This window comes from Streptococcus sp. DD04, from assembly GCF_001578725.1.
Taxonomy (GTDB): Bacteria; Bacillota; Bacilli; order Lactobacillales; family Streptococcaceae; genus Streptococcus; species Streptococcus sinensis.
Window position 1 is genome coordinate 331,437 of record NZ_KQ968977.1, and the last position, 20,822, is coordinate 352,258.

At 43.0% G+C, this 20,822-nt stretch carries 17 protein-coding genes and 2 pseudogenes; 5 read left to right on the plus strand and 14 right to left on the minus strand.

What is annotated here, in order from left to right; all coding sequences use genetic code 11:
* Nucleotides 1–46: 46 nt before the first annotated feature.
* The 3 genes from STRDD04_RS04360 to pcrA all read right to left on the minus strand — a co-directional run bounded on the left by STRDD04_RS04360 (nucleotide 47) and on the right by pcrA (nucleotide 4,109).
* Complete coding sequence (locus tag STRDD04_RS04360) at nucleotides 47–1,327, minus strand: O-acetylhomoserine aminocarboxypropyltransferase/cysteine synthase family protein (RefSeq protein ID WP_062199661.1); 1,281 nt, start codon at nucleotides 1,325–1,327, stop codon at nucleotides 47–49.
* Nucleotides 1,328–1,425: 98 nt separating this feature from the next.
* On the minus strand, nucleotides 1,426–1,824 hold the full coding sequence (locus tag STRDD04_RS04365) for an NUDIX hydrolase (protein ID WP_062199663.1): 399 nt from the start codon (nucleotides 1,822–1,824) through the stop codon (nucleotides 1,426–1,428).
* Nucleotides 1,821–4,109: a DNA helicase PcrA gene (gene pcrA, locus STRDD04_RS04370; RefSeq protein WP_062199666.1), complete on the minus strand. Its 2,289-nt coding sequence runs from the start codon at nucleotides 4,107–4,109 to the stop codon at nucleotides 1,821–1,823. The genes STRDD04_RS04365 and pcrA overlap by 4 nt, the downstream gene beginning before the upstream one ends.
* A 147-nt stretch (nucleotides 4,110–4,256) precedes the next feature.
* On the opposite strand from pcrA, the gene STRDD04_RS04375 reads away from it, so the two are divergent.
* Nucleotides 4,257–5,447, plus strand: coding sequence for a cation diffusion facilitator family transporter (locus tag STRDD04_RS04375; protein WP_062199668.1), 1,191 nt, complete (start codon nucleotides 4,257–4,259; stop codon nucleotides 5,445–5,447).
* Between the two features lie 7 nt (nucleotides 5,448–5,454).
* Here STRDD04_RS04375 and STRDD04_RS11635 read toward each other — a convergent pair whose 3' ends face one another.
* The 8 genes from STRDD04_RS11635 to ccpA form a co-directional block, all read right to left on the minus strand.
* Entirely contained in the window at nucleotides 5,455–5,577 is a 123-nt protein-coding gene (locus STRDD04_RS11635; RefSeq protein ID WP_331710266.1) for a hypothetical protein, read from the minus strand.
* A 221-nt stretch (nucleotides 5,578–5,798) separates the two neighbouring features.
* Nucleotides 5,799–6,356 (minus strand): signal peptidase I, encoded by a 558-nt coding sequence (gene lepB / locus STRDD04_RS04380; RefSeq protein ID WP_062199670.1) that lies wholly within the window; start codon nucleotides 6,354–6,356, stop codon nucleotides 5,799–5,801.
* A gap of 148 nt (nucleotides 6,357–6,504) precedes the next feature.
* A complete protein-coding gene (gene thrS / locus STRDD04_RS04385) occupies nucleotides 6,505–8,454 on the minus strand; it encodes a threonine--tRNA ligase (RefSeq protein WP_062199672.1) in 1,950 nt (649 codons plus the stop codon).
* A 28-nt stretch (nucleotides 8,455–8,482) separates the two neighbouring features.
* Nucleotides 8,483–9,091: an adenylate kinase family protein gene (locus STRDD04_RS04390; RefSeq protein ID WP_197460079.1), complete on the minus strand. Its 609-nt coding sequence runs from the start codon at nucleotides 9,089–9,091 to the stop codon at nucleotides 8,483–8,485.
* Nucleotides 9,092–9,357: 266 nt separating this feature from the next.
* Nucleotides 9,358–9,723 (minus strand): hypothetical protein, encoded by a 366-nt coding sequence (locus STRDD04_RS04395; RefSeq protein ID WP_062199674.1) that lies wholly within the window; start codon nucleotides 9,721–9,723, stop codon nucleotides 9,358–9,360.
* Between the two features lie 36 nt (nucleotides 9,724–9,759).
* Nucleotides 9,760–11,073, minus strand: coding sequence for a glycosyltransferase family 4 protein (locus STRDD04_RS04400; RefSeq protein ID WP_062199676.1), 1,314 nt, complete (start codon nucleotides 11,071–11,073; stop codon nucleotides 9,760–9,762).
* 1 nt (nucleotide 11,074) lies between these two features.
* Nucleotides 11,075–12,073: an LTA glycolipid anchor biosynthesis glycosyltransferase, IagA/BgsA family gene (locus STRDD04_RS04405; protein ID WP_062199678.1), complete on the minus strand. Its 999-nt coding sequence runs from the start codon at nucleotides 12,071–12,073 to the stop codon at nucleotides 11,075–11,077.
* Nucleotides 12,074–12,355: 282 nt separating this feature from the next.
* Entirely contained in the window at nucleotides 12,356–13,360 is a 1,005-nt protein-coding gene (gene ccpA, locus STRDD04_RS04410) for a catabolite control protein A (RefSeq protein ID WP_062199680.1), read from the minus strand.
* Nucleotides 13,361–13,521: 161 nt separating this feature from the next.
* Here ccpA and STRDD04_RS04415 point away from each other — a divergent pair, with 161 nt between their 5' ends.
* Entirely contained in the window at nucleotides 13,522–14,604 is a 1,083-nt protein-coding gene (locus STRDD04_RS04415) for a M24 family metallopeptidase (RefSeq protein WP_062199682.1), read from the plus strand.
* Between the two features lie 133 nt (nucleotides 14,605–14,737).
* On the opposite strand, the pseudogene STRDD04_RS04420 reads toward STRDD04_RS04415, so the two are convergent.
* From STRDD04_RS04420 to STRDD04_RS04430, 3 genes and pseudogenes are all read right to left on the minus strand, one after another.
* A pseudogene (locus STRDD04_RS04420) lies at nucleotides 14,738–15,025 on the minus strand (type I restriction enzyme endonuclease domain-containing protein); the annotation flags it as partial.
* Nucleotides 15,016–15,117, minus strand: a pseudogene (locus STRDD04_RS10915) (SAM-dependent DNA methyltransferase); the annotation flags it as partial. The pseudogenes STRDD04_RS04420 and STRDD04_RS10915, both read right to left, overlap by 10 nt.
* A 1,187-nt stretch (nucleotides 15,118–16,304) precedes the next feature.
* Entirely contained in the window at nucleotides 16,305–16,757 is a 453-nt protein-coding gene (locus STRDD04_RS04430; protein ID WP_062199688.1) for an Rrf2 family transcriptional regulator, read from the minus strand.
* Between the two features lie 343 nt (nucleotides 16,758–17,100).
* Between STRDD04_RS04430 and STRDD04_RS04435 the strand changes: the two genes are divergently transcribed.
* Genes STRDD04_RS04435 through STRDD04_RS04445 form a run of 3 tightly spaced genes read left to right on the plus strand, consistent with a single transcriptional unit; the run spans nucleotide 17,101 to nucleotide 20,768 of the window.
* A complete protein-coding gene (locus tag STRDD04_RS04435; protein WP_062199691.1) occupies nucleotides 17,101–18,435 on the plus strand; it encodes an SPFH domain-containing protein in 1,335 nt (444 codons plus the stop codon).
* A gap of 49 nt (nucleotides 18,436–18,484) precedes the next feature.
* Nucleotides 18,485–19,570, plus strand: a complete 1,086-nt coding sequence (locus STRDD04_RS04440) for a TFIIB-type zinc ribbon-containing protein (protein WP_062199693.1) — start codon at nucleotides 18,485–18,487, stop codon at nucleotides 19,568–19,570.
* Between the two features lie 16 nt (nucleotides 19,571–19,586).
* Nucleotides 19,587–20,768: a TPM domain-containing protein gene (locus tag STRDD04_RS04445; protein ID WP_062199695.1), complete on the plus strand. Its 1,182-nt coding sequence runs from the start codon at nucleotides 19,587–19,589 to the stop codon at nucleotides 20,766–20,768.
* The last annotated feature ends 54 nt before the right edge of the window (nucleotides 20,769–20,822 follow it).

Sequence of the window (20,822 nt, forward strand, 5' to 3'; positions counted from 1 at the left end):
AAAACCTAGTTTAAATCATATTTACTCTGTCTAGAAATATTAAAAATCAAATAGATTCCAAGGCGATTCTCAAATCCTCTATCAAGTCATCCACATTTTCCAAGCCGATAGAGAGACGGATTTGATTTGGTGTAATGCCTGCTGCCAGCTGATCTTCTGGGGACATCTGACCATGAGTCGTCGTAGCTGGATGGACAACCAAGGACTTAGCATCGGCTACATTGGCCAAGTCAGAGAAAATCTCCAGGCTGTCAATAACCTTACGAGCTTCTTTCTCCCCACCTTTGACATTAAAGGTGAAAATAGAGCCCACGCCTTTAGGGAAATATTTTTCTGCCAAAGCATGATAAGGACTGTCAGTAAGTTTGGGATAATTGACCTGCTCGACCTTAGGATGCCCTGCTAGGAAATCTACAATCTTCTCGGCATTGGACACATGGCGCTCTACACGCAAAGAGAGAGTTTCCAAACCTTGCAAGAAGAGAAAGGCATTGAAGGGGGACATGGCTGCGCCCGTATCGCGCAAGAGCTGAGTCCGCACAGCAGTGACAAAGGCTGCTGCTCCGACATCGCGCGTATAGCTGATGTCGTGATAGCTCGGGTCTGGGTCAACGAACTGCGGAAACTTGCCAGAAGCTTCCCAGTCAAATTGACCACTGTCCACAATCACACCTCCGATGCTGGTTCCGTGACCACCAATAAACTTGGTCGCAGAATGCACCGCAATGTCCACACCATGAGAAAAAACATTGATCAGATATGGTGTAGCAAAGGTATTGTCGGAAATCAACGGAATCTTGTGAGCATGAACCAGCTCTGCCAAAGCTTCAAAGTCAGGAATATTAATCAAAGGATTGCCCAAGCTTTCAATCAGAACTAGCTTGGTATTGTCCTGAATGGCTGCTTCTACTTCAGCCAGATTTTCAATATCCACAAAAGTCGTGGTAATGCCATAGCGAGGCAGGGTTTCCTTGAGCAGATTAAAGGTGCCACCGTAGATGGTGGAGGCTGCCACTACATGGTCGCCAGCATGCGCCAAAGCTAGAACGGTATAGGTAAGGGCCGCCATACCAGAAGCTGTTGCTAGAGCTCCGACCCCACCCTCCAAAGCCGCAATCCGCTCCTCAAAAGCCGACAGGGTCGGATTTGTAATCCGAGTATATATATTGCCAGGCTTGCGAAGGGCAAAGAGATCTTCTCCCTCCTGAGTATCGTCAAACACATAGGAAGTTGTCTGGTAAATAGGCAGAGCCCGCGACTTGGTTGTCGGGTCCACTGTCTGTCCGGCATGAAGCTGCAGAGTTTCAAATTTGAATTCACGTGTCATAAGGTCACCTCACTATAGTTATGTGATAAGTCTACCATTAAACGCCCCGCTTGACTAATAGAATTTCTTTATCAAAAGAAATAAAGAGAAGCTATATCTTATAGCTTCTCAGATATAATCTCAAAAGTCGCCTGATTGCTGGGCCAGTACAACTGCGACGAAACTTTGTCTAAAGCTACCCACTGGGCTCCTACATGCTCATCAGAAATCTGGATTTCCTTCTGTTCAGTCAGAACTAGAAAGAGATTTTTGTGGATGGAAAGATTTTCATCAATCTTTACTGTGAAATTCCCAAGGCTAGTCAGATTTGAACAAGCTAAGACCAAGCCGGTCTCCTCTTTTATTTCACGAAGGCAGGCCTCTTTTGGGCTCTCACCACTCTCAATCCCGCCAGTAATGGGCTGCCAAAAGGAAACTGTCTCATCCTCAACTTTCAAGAGCAAGATTTCTCCATCCTCTGGGTGATAGAGCCAGGCTTCAATCGACTGCCTCATCATGATTTTTTCTCAATCGGTGCTATGCTGGCCAGCACTTTCTTCAGACCGACTTCTGGGAAATTGATCTTAAGCTCTTGACTATTTCCACTGCCAGAAACTGCCAGAACTGTCCCATCGCCCCATTTCTTATGTTGGGCAATATCTCCGATAGCCCAAGCAACTTCTGGCTTAGATGGCTGTCTCTGACTGCTCTTTCCAAAAGGCAGACTACCTGTAGAAATCGAACTAGGAGCCGCCTGACGCTTCCGCTCTTGTAGAGCCTGTGCTAGACTCATTCCCTGACCGAATTTGCTAGTATCGCTATTGGTGTAACTGACCTTAAAGGAGCTGTTTGCCGGCCGAGCCAGTCCCTGATAGTCTAGCAATTCTGAGCTGATTTCTCTCAGGAAGCGAGTAGGATGATTATAGTTGGTTTTACCATAAAGCATACGGGAATTAGCATTGGTCAGATAGAGAATCTTCTCTGCTCGGGTGATGCCGACATAGGCCAGACGCCGCTCCTCTTCCAACTCATCCTCATCTTCAGAGGCCCGACTTAGAGGGAAGACATTTTCCTCCATACCGACTAGAAAGACGACTGGAAACTCTAGTCCCTTGGCTGCATGGAGGGTCATCAGAGTCACTTCAGAACTCTCCTGATCAGCGTCATCTGTGTCCGCGATCAAGGCTAAGTCATTGAGAAAACGGCTGAGCTTATCAAGACCAGATTCATCAGCAGGATTGTCTGGATTTTCATCAAAGTTCTTGGTTACAGATAGGAATTCTTCGATATTTTCAATCCGTGCTTGGCTTTCTAAGGTTGCCTGGGCTGCCAAAGCGGCTGAGTAACCTGTTTTTTTCAGAACAAGCTCGACTAGTTCAGTCACGCTATAGTCATCCAAACGATCCCGCAAGTCGAGTATCAGATTGGCAAACTCATAAACTGCCTGAGCCGCCTTGCCCTTGACAGGTGACAGCAGGATATTGGCCGACGCATCTAGCAAGGAGATTTCCTGACTGGATGCAAAATCCCGAATTTTCTCCACCGTTCCTGGACCGACACCACGCTTGGGCTCATTGACCACGCGCTCATAGCTGATATTGTCGCTAGGATTGGCGATGAGATTGAGGTAAGAAATAACATCACGGATTTCTTTACGACTATAGAACTTGGTGCCCCCAACCATAGTATAAGGAATATTGGCCTTGAGCAGGGCTTCTTCCACCGTCCGTGACTGGGCATTGGTTCGGTAAAGAACTGCAAAATCCCTGTGACTGTAGCCTTCTCGGCTCAGCTGATCAATAGTTCGGGCGACAAAGAGAGCCTCGTCCTGCTCGTCATTAGCCCGATAGTAGACAATTTCCTCACCGTCTTCGTTTTGAGTCCAGAGATTTTTAGGGCGACGGTTGCGGTTGTTTCGGATGACCTCATTAGCCGCCTGAAGAATGGTCTTAGTCGAGCGATAATTTTCCTCAAGCAGAACTACCTTAGCTTCTGGATAATCCTTTTCAAAGTCTAGGATATTCTGCATATCGGCTCCCCGCCAGCCATAGATAGACTGGTCAGCATCTCCGACCACGCAGATATTCTGAAAGCGGGAAGCCAAGAGCTTGACCAGCTGGTATTGGGCATGGTTGGTATCCTGGTACTCGTCCACGTGGATGTACTGATAACGCTGCTGATAGTAGGTCAGAACGTCAGGATTCTGGTCAAAAAGCCGCAGGGTCAGCATGATTAAGTCATCAAAGTCCATAGCTTCGGACTGGCGCAATTCCTTTTGATAGGCCGTGTAGCACTTGGCCACAATCTCCGTGTACATATCACCAGCTAGATTCGCATAGGCTACCTCATCAATCAGGTCGTTCTTAGCATTGGAAATCGTACCCAGAATGGCGCGCTCATTCCACTTTTTAGGATCCAGATTGAGATTTTTAAGAATTCGTTTCATCAGAGTCCGCTGTTCGCCCGGATCAACGATGGTGAAGTTGCGGTTGTAGCCAATATGATCTGCTTCTCGCCGCAGGATGCGCACACACATGGAGTGGAAAGTGGCGATTAAACAATCTTGGGTAGCTGGGTTGAGTGCTGCTGCCCGTTCCTTCATCTCCCGCGCTGCCTTATTGGTAAAGGTAATGGCTAGAATATTCCAAGGATTAACCATCTTCTCATCAATCAAATAGGCTATACGGTGGGTCAGGACTCGAGTCTTTCCTGAACCAGCCCCCGCCATAATCAACAAGGGTCCTTCTGTTGCCTGGACCGCTTCAGCCTGACGGTCATTCATACCGTTTAATAAGGGATTCATCTTCTATCCTTTCAATATAAAATCAAACTGAAAATCAATGCTTTCATTATATCAAAATTCGAGTGAATTTGTTATCGAAAAGACAATTGTCCTTCATTGAAATTTAAGTGCGAAAAAGCTATAATAGTAGTCTAGAAAGGAGCAGCCATGAACAATCATCCAAGCGACAATCTCAAACTTGCCGAACGAGGCGCCCTCCTAGCAATTGCCACCTACATAGGTTTATCCGTTACAAAAATCATTACAGGTGCAGCACTGACATCCTCCAGTTTGACGGCGGATGGTTTCAACAACGTCTCCGATATCGTTGCCAATCTAGCAGTCTTAATCGGCCTGCGCATGGCTCGAAAACCAGCGGATAAGGACCATCGCTTTGGCCATTGGAAGATTGAAGATCTGGCCAGTCTGATTACTTCTTTCATCATGTTTTTTGTCGGTTTCAATGTCCTCATTGATACGGCTCAAAAAATCATCAACAAAGAAGAAACCTTGATTGATCCTGTGGGAGCCATTGTCGGGATTGTATCAGCTATCATCATGTTTGGCGTTTATCTTTACAATAAAAACCTAGCCAAAAGGGTAAAATCCAAAGCTCTGGATGCGGCTGCCAAGGACAATCTATCGGACGCTATCACTTCTCTGGGCACATCGGTTGCTATTATTGCCAGCTCTCTGAATTTCCCCATTGTTGACAAACTAGCAGCCATCATTATTACTTTTTTCATTCTGAAAACAGCCTATGATATTTTCATGGAATCCTCCTTCAGCCTGTCAGACGGCTTTGATCAGGACCTTTTAGACGATTACAAGCGTGCCATCCTGGAAATTCCTAAAATCACGCGTGTCAAATCCCAGCGTGGCCGAACCTATGGCAGCAATATCTATCTGGATATTATATTAGAAATGAATCCTGACCTTTCTGTCTTTGAAAGCCACGAAATTGCTGACCAGGTGGAGGATATGCTCAAGGAAGACTTTGGCGTCTTCGATATTGACATTCACATTGAGCCAGCTCCGATTCCTGAAGATGAGATTCTGGATAATGTTTATCAAAAACTCCTGATGCGTGAGCAATTAGTCGACCAAGGCAGTCAATTGGATGCACTCTTATCTTCCGATTTTGTCTACATTTCCCAAGATGGTCGCCAGCTCAACAAAGAGGAATTTCAACTAGAGAGAGCCCAAACTTCTCCTATCAAAAATTTAGAAATTACATCCGTCAGCCAAAAAACCAAGCTGATTCGCTATCAAATCGGAGATGTTATCCATACCAGCCTCTGGCGCCGCCACGAAGTCTGGCAAAATATCTTCCACCAAGAAACACGAAAAAACAACTAGTTTTCTGCTAGTTGTTTTTATATACTTTCACTTGGTCTGTCACAATATCCTCTCCAAACCACTTTTCAGCGATTTTCTGGAATTCTCCCTCTTGGTATAATTTTCCGAAAGCAGCATTTACTTTTTCCACTAAAGTACGGTCCGCCTTTCTAGCCCCGACTGCAAAGGCCTTACTAACAATTGCAACTCAAAAATAGTATGCTCCTCCAAGATTTCTTCTGGCTGATAATAATGTGCATACACACAATTAAGCAAAAGAACACGAATCAGCCCCACGTCACCAGCTTCTGAGCCTTTTTATATCATCCTTCTGACTACTACAAAACCACAAGAAAAACGAAATAACTCATGTTACTTCGTTTCTACAAAACCAAATTTATCTAATGGAGAAATCCGGAATTCCACAACTCCCTTAATCTGATTCTTTTTTATCAGACCAAATTCTCGACTGTCTTTTGTATTCTCCCGCCGATCGTTTAAAATCAAAAAGGATTTTTCTGGGATGGTATCGGACTCTGCACCTTTTAAATCCATAATCGAAAAATCGTGAGTATAATAGCCTGTGCTTGCAGCAGAAGCCAAGTATTTTTCCCGCATCTTTTCGATATATTCCTCTGACTGCACCTGATCGTTCAGATAGAGAAGATTATCCATGTAGGTCACCTTGTCATTTTCCTTAGCGATGACGCGGCCAACATAATATTTGCCATTGACTTCATAGAGCACAAATTCCCCTCGCGGAATTTTCTCTGTCTTTTCAGCCAGCACCAAATCATCTTCCGCTAAGAAAGAATTGGCATCTTGCTTGGTAATACGATAAGGCGTATAGACAAACAAACGCAATCCCACTAAAATAGCAAGAAGAACCGCAACAATGATAACATTTCTCAGTAAATCTCTTTTTAACATCTCTCTCCCCTGTTCTTTTATTTCATTATACCATTTTTTGAGAAATTAGACAAAACACAGAGATGAGAAATAGTTTCCCTGTAATAAACTTGCAAAGAAAAGCAAAGCCTGTTGAGGAGTTCCCTCAGTCGAATTTGCCTTTCTTATTTTAATCTTCTTTAGCCACGCGTGATTTGTTGGCGATGTCAGCTAGGATAGCTTCCACAAACTCGTCAACTGGAACGGTTTGCGTTTCTTTTTGGCCGTAGCGACGAACATTGACAGTACCGTCTTCTGCTTCCTTGTCACCAACGATTAGCTGATAAGGAATCTTGCTGGTTTGTGAAGCACGAATCTTGTACTGCATCTTTTCATTGCGCTCATCCACATCAGCACGAACCCCCTTGTCACGCAGCTTCTTAGCCACTTGCCAAGCGTAGTCAATATGGGCTTCATTAGAAACTGGAATCAAAGTCACTTGATGCGGAGCCAGCCAAGTCGGGAAGGCACCCTTGTAGTTCTCAATCAAGATAGCTGTGAAGCGCTCCATGGTTGAAATAACACCACGGTGAATCATAACTGGACGGTGTTCTTCACCATCAGCTCCGATATACTTGAGGTCAAAGCGCTCTGGCAAGAGGAAGTCCAGCTGGATAGTTGACAGAGTTTCTTCATTTCCAAGGGCTGTTTTAACCTGGATATCGAGTTTCGGACCGTAGAAGGCTGCTTCTCCTTCTGCCTCAAAGTAGTCCACACCCATTTCGTCCAAGGCTGCTCGCAGCATGGTTTGGGCATTTTCCCACATCTCATCGTTATCAAAATACTTATGCGTATCCTGAGGGTCACGAAGAGACAGACGGAAACGATATTCTGTCAAATTGAAGTCTTCATAAACATCGATAATCAACTGCAAGGCGCGTTGGAATTCTTCTTGGATTTGTTCTGGAGTAACAAAGAGGTGTCCATCGTTCAAGGACATTTCGCGTACACGTTGGAGACCAGTCAGGGCACCGGATTTCTCATAGCGGTGCATCATGCCGATCTCAGCGATACGGATTGGCAGCTCACGGTAAGAGTGAACGTGGTGTTTGTAGACCTGGATGTGGTGAGGGCAGTTCATCGGACGGAGGACAAATTCTTCCCCATCACCCATATCCATAGTTGGGAACATATCTTCTTGATAATGATCCCAGTGGCCAGAAGTCTTATAAAGCTCTACAGAAGCCAATGGTGGAGTGTAGACGTGTTGGTAACCAGAAGCCAACTCCTTGTCTACAATGTAGCGCTCCAATTCACGACGGACGGTCGCACCGTTTGGCAGCCAGAATGGCAAACCTTGTCCTACTTCTTGAGAAATCATGAAGAGATCAAGCTCACGACCAAGTTTACGGTGGTCGCGTTCTTTAGCTTCTTCCCGCATTTGCAGATATTTCTTCAGGTCTTTCTTGTCAAACCAAGCAGTACCATAGACCCGCTGCATCATTGCGTTGTCGCTGTTCCCACGCCAGTATGCGCCAGCCACGTTCAAGAGGTGGAAGATTTGGATGCGACCTGTCGATGGAACATGAGGTCCACGGCAGAGATCCACGTACTCGCCCTGACGGTAGATGGTCAAACCACCCTCATCTTCTGAGTGCTCTTCAATCAATTCCAACTTGTAGGGGTCATGTTTGAAGATTTCACGCGCTTCATCCTTGGTCACTTCCTCACGGATAGACGGGAAGTTTTCTTTGACGATTTTCTTCATTTCTTCTTCGATACGAGGCAGGTCTTCGTTGGAGATTTGCCCTGCTTCATTGTCTGTATCGTAGTAGAAACCGTCCTGAATGGCAGGACCAACGCCTAAGTGAATATCTGGGAAAAGACGGCGAGCTGCTTGCGCAAACAGGTGGGCTGCAGAGTGACGCAAGATGTCCAAAGCATCTTCGTGGTCAGGTGTCACGATTTCAATGGCACCATCTTCAGTGATGGCACGAGTTGTATCAATCAATTTGCCGTTGAATTTACCAGCCAAAGCTTTTTTAGCCAGGGAATTGCTGATAGATTGAGCAATTCCAAAAGTTGTAACGCCAGATTCGAATTCACGAACAGCGCCATCTGGGAAAGTAATCTTAATCATGTGTTTTCTCCTTTAATATCTATTCTATTTATTTGGACAATTTTAAGAGCCGAGCAACTTCTTCCACAGTCTGATTTTCTGACTGACTACCATCTGCTATGAGGCTAGGATAGCCTAATTTCATCGCTTCCTGCCGAACCATTTGGGCAAAAAGAATGTCTCGTTGCATCCAGTTTTCAAAAGCTTGCTCAGGATTGGTTGTTCCCTCTAAGACATAAGGAACCCATTCTCTCTGTCTATAATGCTTTTTCTGAAAATCAGCTGTCGGAGTCAAGCATAGATAAGAGGGCACTGGGCATTCAAGCTCCTTTACCAAGTGAGGCAAAAGTCCTGCCCCCTCCACCAAGAGAGGTCTATCTTGATTTTTTATCAAGTAAGATTTTACATAAGGAAAAATCTCTTCATAAAAGCGCCATTCTTCATCTGCCATCTCTTCTGGATTTCTCATCCAGATTTGTTCCGGATTTCTGTCCTGTCTAAGAAGGCAAATCGGCTGTGAGTCTGCACTTGCTTGACTCATCATCTCGTCTACCAAATCATCCAGTTTGATATGAAGCAGCTGATACTGTCTAGCAAGAAGTGAAGCAATTGTTGACTTCCCACTACAAGGCGATCCGCCAATCATATAAAGCATCATTCTTCCTCCTTCTGACAAAATAAAAACGACATCCTCAAAAGGACGTCGCAACGTGGTTCCACCTTCATTTATGCAAGTCAAGAAGACTTACACCTCGAATCGGCTCTAACGTAGCCACCGTTTTATGTTTTCATAAAAACCAGTAGAGTAGTCCCAACTGCATCCTCTGCGCGATTTCCAGCTCCACGCGCTCTCTAAAAGATTTCCTGCAGGTGATATGTCTCTAAAAAATATTATAGCACGATTGAAAAAATTTGCAAGAACTTTTATCGGTTTCCAGCTCTGCTATTTTTCCTAGTAAATCGATAAATCAAATGCCCCAAACCATTTCCAGCTAGTGAGAAAAGGAAATAAGCCGCATGATAAAGAGGAATCCACTCCTCAAAGGTGAAAATAGTCAGGAAAAATAAGAGGGCAACCAAGAAAGAAAAGCGCAAAGAAAATCCATGAAAAGCTGCATAGAGCAAGGAGACCAGTAGGGTTGCGAGGGGAGAATAGATGAGAACATTTCCAACTACAAGCCCCTTACTTAACATGGAATCCATGGGCAAATACCGTAACAGTATATAAAAGACAAAATAGAAAAAGACAAGGGGGAGCAAAAAGAAAATTTCTTTTTTGTAACCTTTCATAGGAACACCTCCGATCATTAGGCCTCACGACGATGTTTATTCCAAATATTTCCGAATATTTTTTATCTGTTTCTTAGATGCCTTCATGATTCGTGTAGAACCACTTACTGGCAGAGAAATAATCTTACCTGGCAAATAGACAATGGTCTTGGCTAAGCGTTTGGCAACCGTTTCTTCCGGATTGAGATCATTTTGAAAATCCTTGCTAATAGTCAAATCTAGGTAAAATTCATAGACACGACGGCCAAAATTCTCTGCGGAAATCTCGTATAATTTATCAGCTAGCTTTTTCTCGTCCATATCTGGTGTTGCCAAAATGGCCTCCAAAATGGCTCCTGCCAAATCCCGATTTTCATAATAGAGTGTACCGAAAGTTTTATCGCTGATTACATTGTCCAGATAAGGATTACCATGAGCAATGACCGGCGTACCGCTGGCTAGACTTTCCAGATAGGTCAGACCCTGCGTCTCACTGGTTGAGGCTGAGATAAAGAAATCTGCCGCTTTATAATAGAGGGCTGTATCGCTTGGCGCAATCATTCCTGTGAAAATGACAGCATCCTCAATATGGAGCTGGGCTACCAAGGCTTTTAAGTCCTCAGCATAAGGCCCATCTCCGACAATGACTAGTTTAACCTTATCATTCTCTTCGAGAACCGTTGGCATCGCTTGAACAATCGCCTGGATATTTTTCTCGTAGGAAATTCTGGATAAACTGAGCAACATGATTTCGTCTTCTGCTACTCCCAACTTAAAGCGCAATTTCTTGATGTCTTCCCGAGAGAGTTCTGGTCGGTCAAACTTGGCCAAGTCGATTCCTGTCGGAATGACCCGTTTTTCTGCCTTGATTTTGTAACCGACCAAAAGATCGTAAACAATCTCAGAAGGACAAATGACACCATCCAAATCGCTCATAAAACCACGCACGATGTACTTGACCATACTCGGACGAATCACCATGCCCTTGGCAAGATAGTGCACATAGTCCTCATACTGGGTATGGTAGGTGTGAACCACTGGAATCCGCAATTCCTTGGCAATCCAGATTCCCAAAAGGCCCAGAGAAAACTCTGTCTGGGTATGGATGATATCCAGCTGGTACTGGCGGGCAATTTCCAAGGCATTGGAAAAACCACGATAAGCTACACGCCGATCCTTAAAAGCGAAGAAAGGCACGCTGGGAATACGGATAATCTGCCAATCCTCATAGCGATTGACATCCTTGTCCGTCGTAGTAAAAATAAAGACTGTGTGACCTAGTTTCTCTAGCTCAGTCTTGAGGGTACGGATACTCGTCGCAACCCCGGAAACCTGAGGAAAATAGGTATCTGTAAAAAGACCAATCCGCATATCACATCTCCAAAACTGTTTGGTAAGCCTTGACTAACTGAAGTGCGACATCATCAATAGAGCGACTCTCCGCAACGCGATAACCTGCTTCACGTTTGTCCACTTTTCCGTCAAGAACCTTACGAAGCGATTCAACAAACTCATCTACATTATGACAAAGCTCCGCCGACTCTTCATCAATCCAGCCATTATAAACAGGAATATCACGCAGGACCACATGTTGACCACTGGCCAGCGCTTCTAGAACCACAATCCCTTCTGTCTCTTCATAAGATGGGAAAAAGAAGGCGTCACTACCTGACATGGCTCCTTGGAAGACTGCACCTTTGAAATAACCTGGAAATTCCACGTTTTCTGGATGATTAAAGAGGACAAGATCTCGAATCTTGCGCGGAATAAGCCAAAGATTGATAGAACCCAGCCAGATAAAGCGGACATCTGGCATTCTACGAGCTACTTCGACAAAGTCTTCGATTCCTTTTCGTCTGAAATAAAGGCCTGCACAGATTACGACTTTCTGCCCCTCTGCAATCTGAAAATGTTTTTTAAAGACGTCTTCCTTACGTTTGTCTTTCTTGTATTTAGACAGCTCAATGCCATTTGACACAGCTATGATGGGCGTCGTTACACCGTAGGATTGAATCAATTTTTTTGAATACTCTGACGGAGTAATGATAAAGTCCGCCATTTTATACATGTGAGCTAAATATTTGCCAAATAAGGGCGCAAAAAGATTAGAACCAATAAAAGAATTTTCAAAGTCTTCTTTGGTCGAATGTCCGTGCATGATTACTTTTTTGCCTCTCCGCTTGGCCGCGTGAAGAAGAAGCAAACTACGGGGACCGTAAGTGTTGATGTGCACAACATCATAATCTCCTAAAACATCTGTTGTATAAGGAATTCCTGCCAGATCCAGTGCATGCATTTGATGCTGCAAGGCACGGCCGATGCCTGATTTTTCTAAAACAGACTTTCCTTCTAGATATAGTAATACTTTCATATTTTCTATTATACCCAAAAGATGCGAAAAAGGGAATCACCAAGGGAAGAATGAAATAAAAATCAATCCTTGTCCTGCCTCCTCATAAAACTAAAGGAAGGCTTGGATTTGTTTTCAGGATGATATTTCTGAAATAGACAGGCTCAGACTTAATCAAAAAAGAACACTCTCAAGAACTGTATATCCTGAGAGTTTACAATTTAGTGGATTTTCGTCTAGAGCATCTTCTCTACAGCCATCATTTGGTGACAAGATGAGAAAAGACCTTGCGGTCTTTTCGGCTTATTTACGGGTCGATTTGCGCTCACTAATGCTATGAGCGAGAAGAACTTCACGTTCCTCTAAATCCTCTTTGTGCATAATCTTAGTCAGCATGCGCATACTAATCGCACCAATATCATAAAGAGGTTGACTGATGGTGGAAAGGTTAGGGCGAGTAAAGCGAGCTATTTGTGAATCATCGCTGGTAATGATTTCAAAATCTTCTGGAATCTTAACTCCTTGGTCTGACAAGCCATTGAGCAGACCAGCCGCCAATTCATCACCTGTCACAAAAGCTGCAGTGGCTTTTGAGGCAATCAGGCGTTCAGCTAGATGGTAACCATCGTCGTAGCTATACTTGGACTCGAAGACCAGCCCTTCACTGTAAGGGAGTTTTTTGCTTTTCAGGGCTTCTTTGTAGCCAGACAAACGAATCTTGCCATTGATGTCATCAACCAAAGGGCCACTAACAAAGGCAATCTTCTTGTTACGATCAGCCAAAAGGCTCACCGCATCCGTTGTTGCCTGCTTATAGTCAATATTGACACTTGGTAGCTGATGCTCCACATCTACCGTTCCTGCAAGGACTACCGGTGTCCGTGAACGTGAAAATTCAGAGCGAATTTTTTCAGTCAGATGATAACCCATGAAAATGATACCATCCACCTGCTTAGAGAAAAGCGTATTGACAACAGAAACTTCCTTGTCGTCATCTTCGTCGCTGTTTGCTAAGACAATGTTGTATTTATACATCTCAGCAATATCATCAATCCCCTTGGCCAGAGTTGAGAAGTAACTATTGGTAATATTTGGAATCACAACACCGACAGTAGTTGTTTTTTTACTAGCCAGACCACGTGCAACAGCATTTGGACGGTAGTCAAGGCGATCAATCACTTCCAACACTTTTTTACGCGTGTTTTCCTTTACATTTTTGTTTCCATTTACGACTCGGCTAACTGTCGCCATTGAAACTCCCGCTTCACGGGCGACATCATAAATGGTTACTGTGTCGTCTGTGTTCATATGGTTTCCTTTCTTTTATTGAAAATTTCGCTTTCACTTTCCTACACACACCATTTTATCACTTATTGTAAACACTTTCAAGTATTTTGATAAGTTTTTGAAAACTCTTGATTTTTTTTGTTTTTTTTGCCAAAATAGAGGCATAGAAAGAAGGTCGAAACATGACAAAAATCAATCAAATCATCACTTATCTTGAAAATGAAAAAAAAGATGTGGCTGTCATATCCGATCCTGTAACGATTCAGTACCTAACTGGTTTTTACAGCGACCCTCATGAACGCCAAATGTTTCTACTCGTCTACACCGACCATGAGCCGCTTCTTTTCATACCTGCACTTGAGGTTGAGCGCGCTTCATCCATCGTGGATTTTAAGGTTGTGGGCTATGTTGATTCTGAAAATCCTTGGGAAAAGATCAAAGCTTCCCTACCATCTCAAATCTTCAAACAAGTAGCGGTCGAGTTTGACAATCTCATTTTAACCAAATATCACGGCCTGCGTACCGTTTTTGACGGGGCTGAATTTGTCAACCTGACTCCTTATATCAACCGTTTGCGTCTGATCAAATCAGCCGACGAAATCCAGAAAATGCTGGTAGCTGGCCAGTATGCCGACAAGGCTGTCAATATTGGTTTTGACAATATTTCACTGGATAATACCGAAACAGACATCATCGCTCAAATTGATTTTGCTATCAAGCGAGAAGGCTATGAGATGAGCTTTGAAACCATGGTTCTGACAGGCAATAACGCAGCCAATCCACACGGCATTCCCGGAGCTAACAAAGTAGAAAATAATGCCCTCCTCCTCTTTGACCTGGGTTGCATGGTTAATGGCTATGCCAGTGATATGACACGGACCGTCGCTGTCGGGCAACCAGACCAGTTCAAAAAAGACATCTACTATTTGACTCTGGAAGCCCAACAAGCAGCGCTTGACTTTATCAAACCAGGCGTCACAGCTCATGAAGTAGACCGAGCTGCCCGCGAGGTCATCGAAAAAGCTGGCTATGGTGAGTATTTCAACCACCGTCTGGGTCACGGCATCGGTATGGATGTCCACGAATTCCCATCCATCATGGAGGGCAACGACATGGTCATCGAGGAAGGTATGTGCTTCTCTGTCGAGCCCGGTATCTACATCCCTGGCAAGGTTGGTGTCCGCATTGAAGACTGCGGTCATGTCACTAAGAATAGTTTTGAACTCTTCACCGAAACCAGCAAGGACTTGCTGTATTTTAATTAACATAGCAGAAAAGCACCAAATTTGGTGCTTTTTTCTTACACTGGTTCTTATTTTTACTTTCTGGAATGGTGAAAATATTGTAACAAAACATCTTTGAGGGATCTCAAAAAATGACTGATATTCTGAGTAAATATTATTTTTCAGCAACCATCAGTTGGTCAGAAAATGAATAGGACTCATAATTATTATCAGGATTATCTGTCCACATTTCACATTGTTTGATAACTGTCACAATGGCGTCTTCGACACCCTCCGGTGGATATTTGTATTTCCTAAGGAGCCGTTTAACAAGCATGCGCATACGAGCACGCGCAGAATGTTTTTTCTGCCAATCAATAGTTCTGCTTTTGCGCAATGTCTCCGTTAATTCATGAGTCATTGCAACAAGCTCATCATTTTCATAAAAGTTTTTACTTTTCTGTACTCTGATGCTGAAATGTGTCCTCGAAGTGAATCTGCAGCATTCCATAGTTCCTTTTCAAATCCAATATTTGCGTTTGATTTTTTCGCCATTTTATACTCTTTCCATATTTTAATCATATCTATTTTATCATATTTAAAGTAAGTTAAAAAGCACTGGATTTGGTACTTTTATCTGCTTGCTCCGTCTATAAAATTCTCTAAAATTACACCTCGTCCTATCAGTCTGGGATTTATATTTTGTCTTCAATGCTCGATATTTTCTAATTAGCTTTTCCCTGTTTTTAAGTTGAACATCTTTTTCGTACTTCTCTAAGTCCTCCTGTTTAGTTTCTATTTCTGACTTTATTTCTGTTGATGTATTTTATTATTCATAAGGGTATTCTCTTTTTCTAATTTTGTGCAATAAAAAAACAGTAAATTATTTGGACTTACTGTTTGATGAATGATTATGTAGTAGAATTGTATTTAATTGTTTCGGTTAGACAATCTGCAAGTTATTTTCCACTAAGTTCTTTAGCTAATCTACTCTTTGACAATTTCCCGTTTTTAATACGTCTCAATAAAACGAAAGGATTCGCACTGTAAGATAATCGTACTTTGTAATAGTTTATCCACTCAATTACTGCAAAGGTCAAGATGAAACTTGCGAACATCATTACAGGAACATTTACAAAACAGAGTATAATCATAGGGACGCCGAAGCATAATAAAACAAAATCAATCATTTTAAAGATCCTATATATCTTTCTTGTATTTGTTCTGGCAAATTGCGGCTTGGATAATCTCTTTAACAAAATCAGCCAATATAAGGAACCCTGAATAAGAATTAAACTCAATACAGTTAGTGGATATAAAATAGAAATCAACATCATTGTATTTAAGAGCCAGTCTTTTAAAGCAAAAAAACATAGCCAAAATGATACAACAGCCATGAGCTCCCCAGTCCATAATTTTGTAAGTTCATGCTTTGTCTTATTTTGGGGTAATCTCATGCTTTTTCCTCTGTACATTCAAATTTTCTCTATTCTTATTCATCATCAAAAAAGAATATTTGCGTTTATTATTTCGCCATTCTATACTTTTTTCATATTTTGGTCATATCCATTTTACCATATTTAAAGTACGGTAAAAAGCACCGAATTTGGTACTTTTTATTTGCTTTCCTCATCTTCAGAGTGTCTGTCCACTCGTTCTGTTTTTCACAGCGACCTTCTCAAAATATATCAATGTTTGTTACTATAAACAAAGCCATTGGAAATTGCAAAACAACAAGCTGATTATTGGGAAACAGCTTGTTGTTGAATTTCTTTTTCCGCAGCCGCAACGACTTGGGCCAGATTGGTTTGAGCTAATTCTGCTTCCATGGCTGTCTGGATAGCAGCCAAGCGGTCGTCTAAAACAGTGTGAATGTTCTTGCCGATCGGACAGTCTGGATTAGGCTTATCATGGAAACTAAAGAGCTGCCCGCTCTTGCCCAGGCATTCTACTGCCTGATAGACATCCAAGAGCGTGATATCTTTTAAATCCTTAGCAAGCTCTGCTCCTCCTGTTCCGCGGGCAACGGTAATCAAGCCAGCCTTCTTAAGTTGGGACAAGGTCTTGCGGATAATAACTGGATTGACTCCGACACTGCCTGCCAACAAATCGCTCGTTATTTTTTCATTTTTACATTCTAGAGCGATAACCACTAGGATGTGAGTCGCCATAGTAAAACGGCTAGAAATTTGCATTTCATTCTCCTCTCTGCTCTTATTCTCCTTTATTATATATTAAAAACGTTGTAACTTCAAGTGTTACTTATATATTCTTGTCTCCACTTTTGCATCCTGTCTGCATGTTTTCTCCTATAAATTATTGTAATCTTCCCAAAATATGATATAATAGTTTATATAGGAAAGCGTTTTCAAAAACTTCGAGTCAAGCAAATTATGAAATTAGAAAATATAAAAGTGTGTTCATCGGCACACGATTTTTTGCTATACTCAAAATTCACTGCCAAAAGAGATGAGGTGATTTATCAGTAATCTTTAATTAAGCCAATCAGCGTGTTTTGTAAAAAGAAAGGAGATTCTTATGGGCCTTATTAAAGCAGGAATTGGCGCCGTAGGAGGCGTCTTAGCCGACCAATGGAAGGAATTCTTTTACTGTGATGCCATGGACAAGTCCGTTATGGTGGTCAAAGGGCAAAAACAAATATCTGGACGTTCTTCCAACACTAAGGGCAACGACAACATTATTTCAAACGGCTCTGGAATTGCTGTGGCAGACGGTCAATGTATGATGATTGTCGAACAAGGAAAAATTGTTGAAGTCTGTGCTGAACCTGGTCAATTTACTTACGATACTTCTAGTGAGCCTAGCATTTTTACAGGCAATTTAGGGGAATCCATCAAGGAAACCTTCAAACAAATCGGTAAACGGTTTACTTATGGTGGTGATACAGGCAAAGACCAGCGTGTTTACTATTTCAATACCAAAGAACTTATCGATAATAAGTTTGGCACCCCAAACCCAATTCCATTTCGGGTAGTGGACTCCAAAATCGGTCTGGATATAGATGTTTCTGTCCGCTGCTCTGGCGTTTATTCTTACAAGATTGCTGACCCGCTTCTTTTCTACACCAATGTCTGCGGAAACGTAGAAAGAGAATATCTGCGGGAAGAACTCGAATCACAACTGAAAACTGAATTTATCAGCGCTCTTCAACCAGCTTTTGCACAATTATCTGACTTAGAATTGCGGCCAAATCAAATCGTGAGCCACAATACAGAGCTAGAAAATGCCATGAACGAAGCCTTATCTAGCAAATGGGGCGAGCTCCGTGGGCTGAAAGTCATTAGCGTAGCTCTGGGTTCTGTCACTCTTCCAGAAGAAGATGCTGAAATGATCAAGCAAGCGCAACGTACGGCCATTATGAAAGATACAACAATGGCAGCTGCTACTTTGGTTGGAGCACAGGCAGATGCTATGAAAGCAGCCGCTAATAATCCTGGCGGTGCTATGACTGGCTTCATGGGACTAGGCATGGCTACAGGCGCGGGCGGCGGTATGAATGCTCAAAATCTTTTTGCCATGGGACAACAAGAACAAGCTGCCAAACAACAGGCACAAGCAGCGTCTGCAGCTTCTCAAAGTCCAACAGATAAATGGACTTGCCCAAATGGACATGAAGCTTCTGGGAAATTCTGTCCCGAATGCGGTTCGCCAAAACCTGTTCAAGACAGTTGGACCTGTTCTTGTGGCACTGTCAACAAGGGCAAATTCTGCTCAAATTGTGGCCAACCGAAACCTGAAGCCAAGCGCCAATACCGTTGCAGCAACTGTGGCTGGCAGCCTGAAGATCCATACAATCCACCAAAATTCTGCCCTGAATGTGGTAATGTTTTCGATGAACATGACCTTATTTAAAACTTTTTTCTCTATCTCATAGACAGGTGACAGTAGAAAGGAGGTCATCATGGCAGAATTACAAGAATATAAATGTCCGAATTGCGGCGGTGCTCTTGAATTTAACAGTTCTATCCAAAAAATGAAGTGTCCTTATTGTGATACCGAGTTGGATATGGATAGTTTGCAGGCATTAGATGAAGCTTTAAAAAACCAAGCCGGTGAAGATTTGACTTGGACTTCTCAAGCTGGTGGTGAATGGGAAAGCGGCGAGACAGATAACATGTCCGTCTATGTCTGTAAGTCTTGTGGCGGTGAAATCGTCGCTGATGAATCAACGGCAGCCACATCCTGCCCATTCTGTGACAATCCTGTCGTTATGATGGGACGCTTTTCTGGTGATTTAAAGCCAGACTATGTCATTCCTTTTAAATTGGACAAAAAAGCAGCCAAAGAAAAACTAAGTAAACACCTTATGGGGAAAATCCTCCTTCCCAAGGTCTTTAAAGACCAAAATCACATTGATGAAGTCAAAGGACTTTATGTCCCATTCTGGCTTTTTGATACAGAAGCGGATGCTGATATTCAGTATCAAGCCACTAGAGTGAGAAGCTGGAGTGACAAGGACTACAACTATACTGAAACGAACTACTTTTCTGTTCTTCGTTCTGGTCAGTTAGGTTTTGAGCGAATCCCAGTTGATGGTTCAAGCAAATTAGATAATCAATTGATGGAATCCATTGAGCCCTTTGATTTTTCAGAAGCTGTTAATTTTCAGACTGCATACTTAGCAGGTTATCTGGCAGACAAGTATGATGTTGGTGCTGAGGAAAGTCTTTCTCGTGCCAATCGCCGTGTCAAGCAAAGTACAGAAACTGTCTTTGCAAACACGGTCACCAATTTCGATACCGTTGTTGCAGAATCATCAAATATCCGACTAAAAAATGGCTCGACCAAGTATGTGCTTTATCCAGTTTGGATCTTAAATACAACTTGGCATGGTAAAAAATTTGTCTTTGCCATGAATGGTCAAACTGGTAAATTCGTCGGCGACCTGCCATTAGACAAACAAGCTTATAGACGTTGGCTGATTGGTATTGGCGTGGCGGCAAGTTTAGTTAGTTATGCGGCAGCATGGCTAATCAACTTACTGTGAGAAGGAGGATCAGACTATGTTGAAGAAATTCATAACTTTACTGACAACCCTTCTGCTTTCCTTGCTCATGATTGGAACCGTCTGTGCAGAAGAAGAAACCAGCTATATTCGCGATGAAGTCTCCGCTTTTTCCAGTGAGGAAATTGCCGAGATTAATAAAGCAGCCAAAGAGATTGATGAGCGCTATCACTTCAAAGTCTACTTTCTGGCAGCCAAGTCAGCAGGTGAAGATGGCATTCAAGCCTATGCTGAAAAGATTTATCAAGAAACTGCAGGGACAGCCGAAGGCGTTCTCCTTGCTGTCGATGAGGAAAAGGACGAGTGGACCGTCTATTATGCTGGAAATGCTGAAGAAAAGCTAGGCGAAAAGAGTGACGACATACTTTGGGAAGCTTTTGAGAGCGGTGAAAACAATTATAGCTGTGTCCGGTATTATCTCAATAAGGTAGTCAAGCTTCTCGATTCATCAGCCAATAAGTTACTGGTAGATGATGCCGACTTGCTGAAGCCAGAGCAAGAAAAAGTCTTGCTAGAAAAGCTCGAAGACATTAGTCAGCGCCAAAAATGTGATGTCGTTGTCGTAACCGTCAAGAGTCTGGAAGGAAAGAGCGCCCAAGACTTTGCAGATGATTACTTCGATTACAATGGCTACGGCCAAGGGAAAAACCACGATGGTCTTCTTCTCTTAGTCAGTATGACAGAACGAAAATGGCACATTTCAACAACAGGCTACGGCATCACTGCTTTTACCGATGCTGGCTTAGATTATCTATCAAAGCAGTTCTTGCCTGATTTAAAAGATGGTGACTACAATGCTGCTTTTACAACCTACGCTAAGCAGTGCGATGACTTTCTGACGCAAGCCAGAAAAGGACAGCCTTATGATGTGCATAATCTCCCCAAGGAACCTTTAGATTGGTACTGGATTCCTGGGGCTCTGGCTATCGGTTTTGGTATCGCCTATCTCATCGTAACAGGAATGAAAGGTCAGCTCAAATCCGTCCATTATCAAACCGGAGCCGCTGATTACATCAAGAAAAACAGCCTTCAGATTACCAATTCTCAAGAATTCTTCCTCTTCTCAAAGGTAAGCAAGCAACCAAAACCAGAACCTAGCAGCAACTCTAGTTCTGGTGGTAGCAGCACACATACGTCTTCATCAGGCAGAAGTCACGGAGGCAGTGGCGGAGGATTTTAGAATCATACCAATAGATAAAGCGGTCGATGCAAGAATCTTCGACCGCTTATTTAA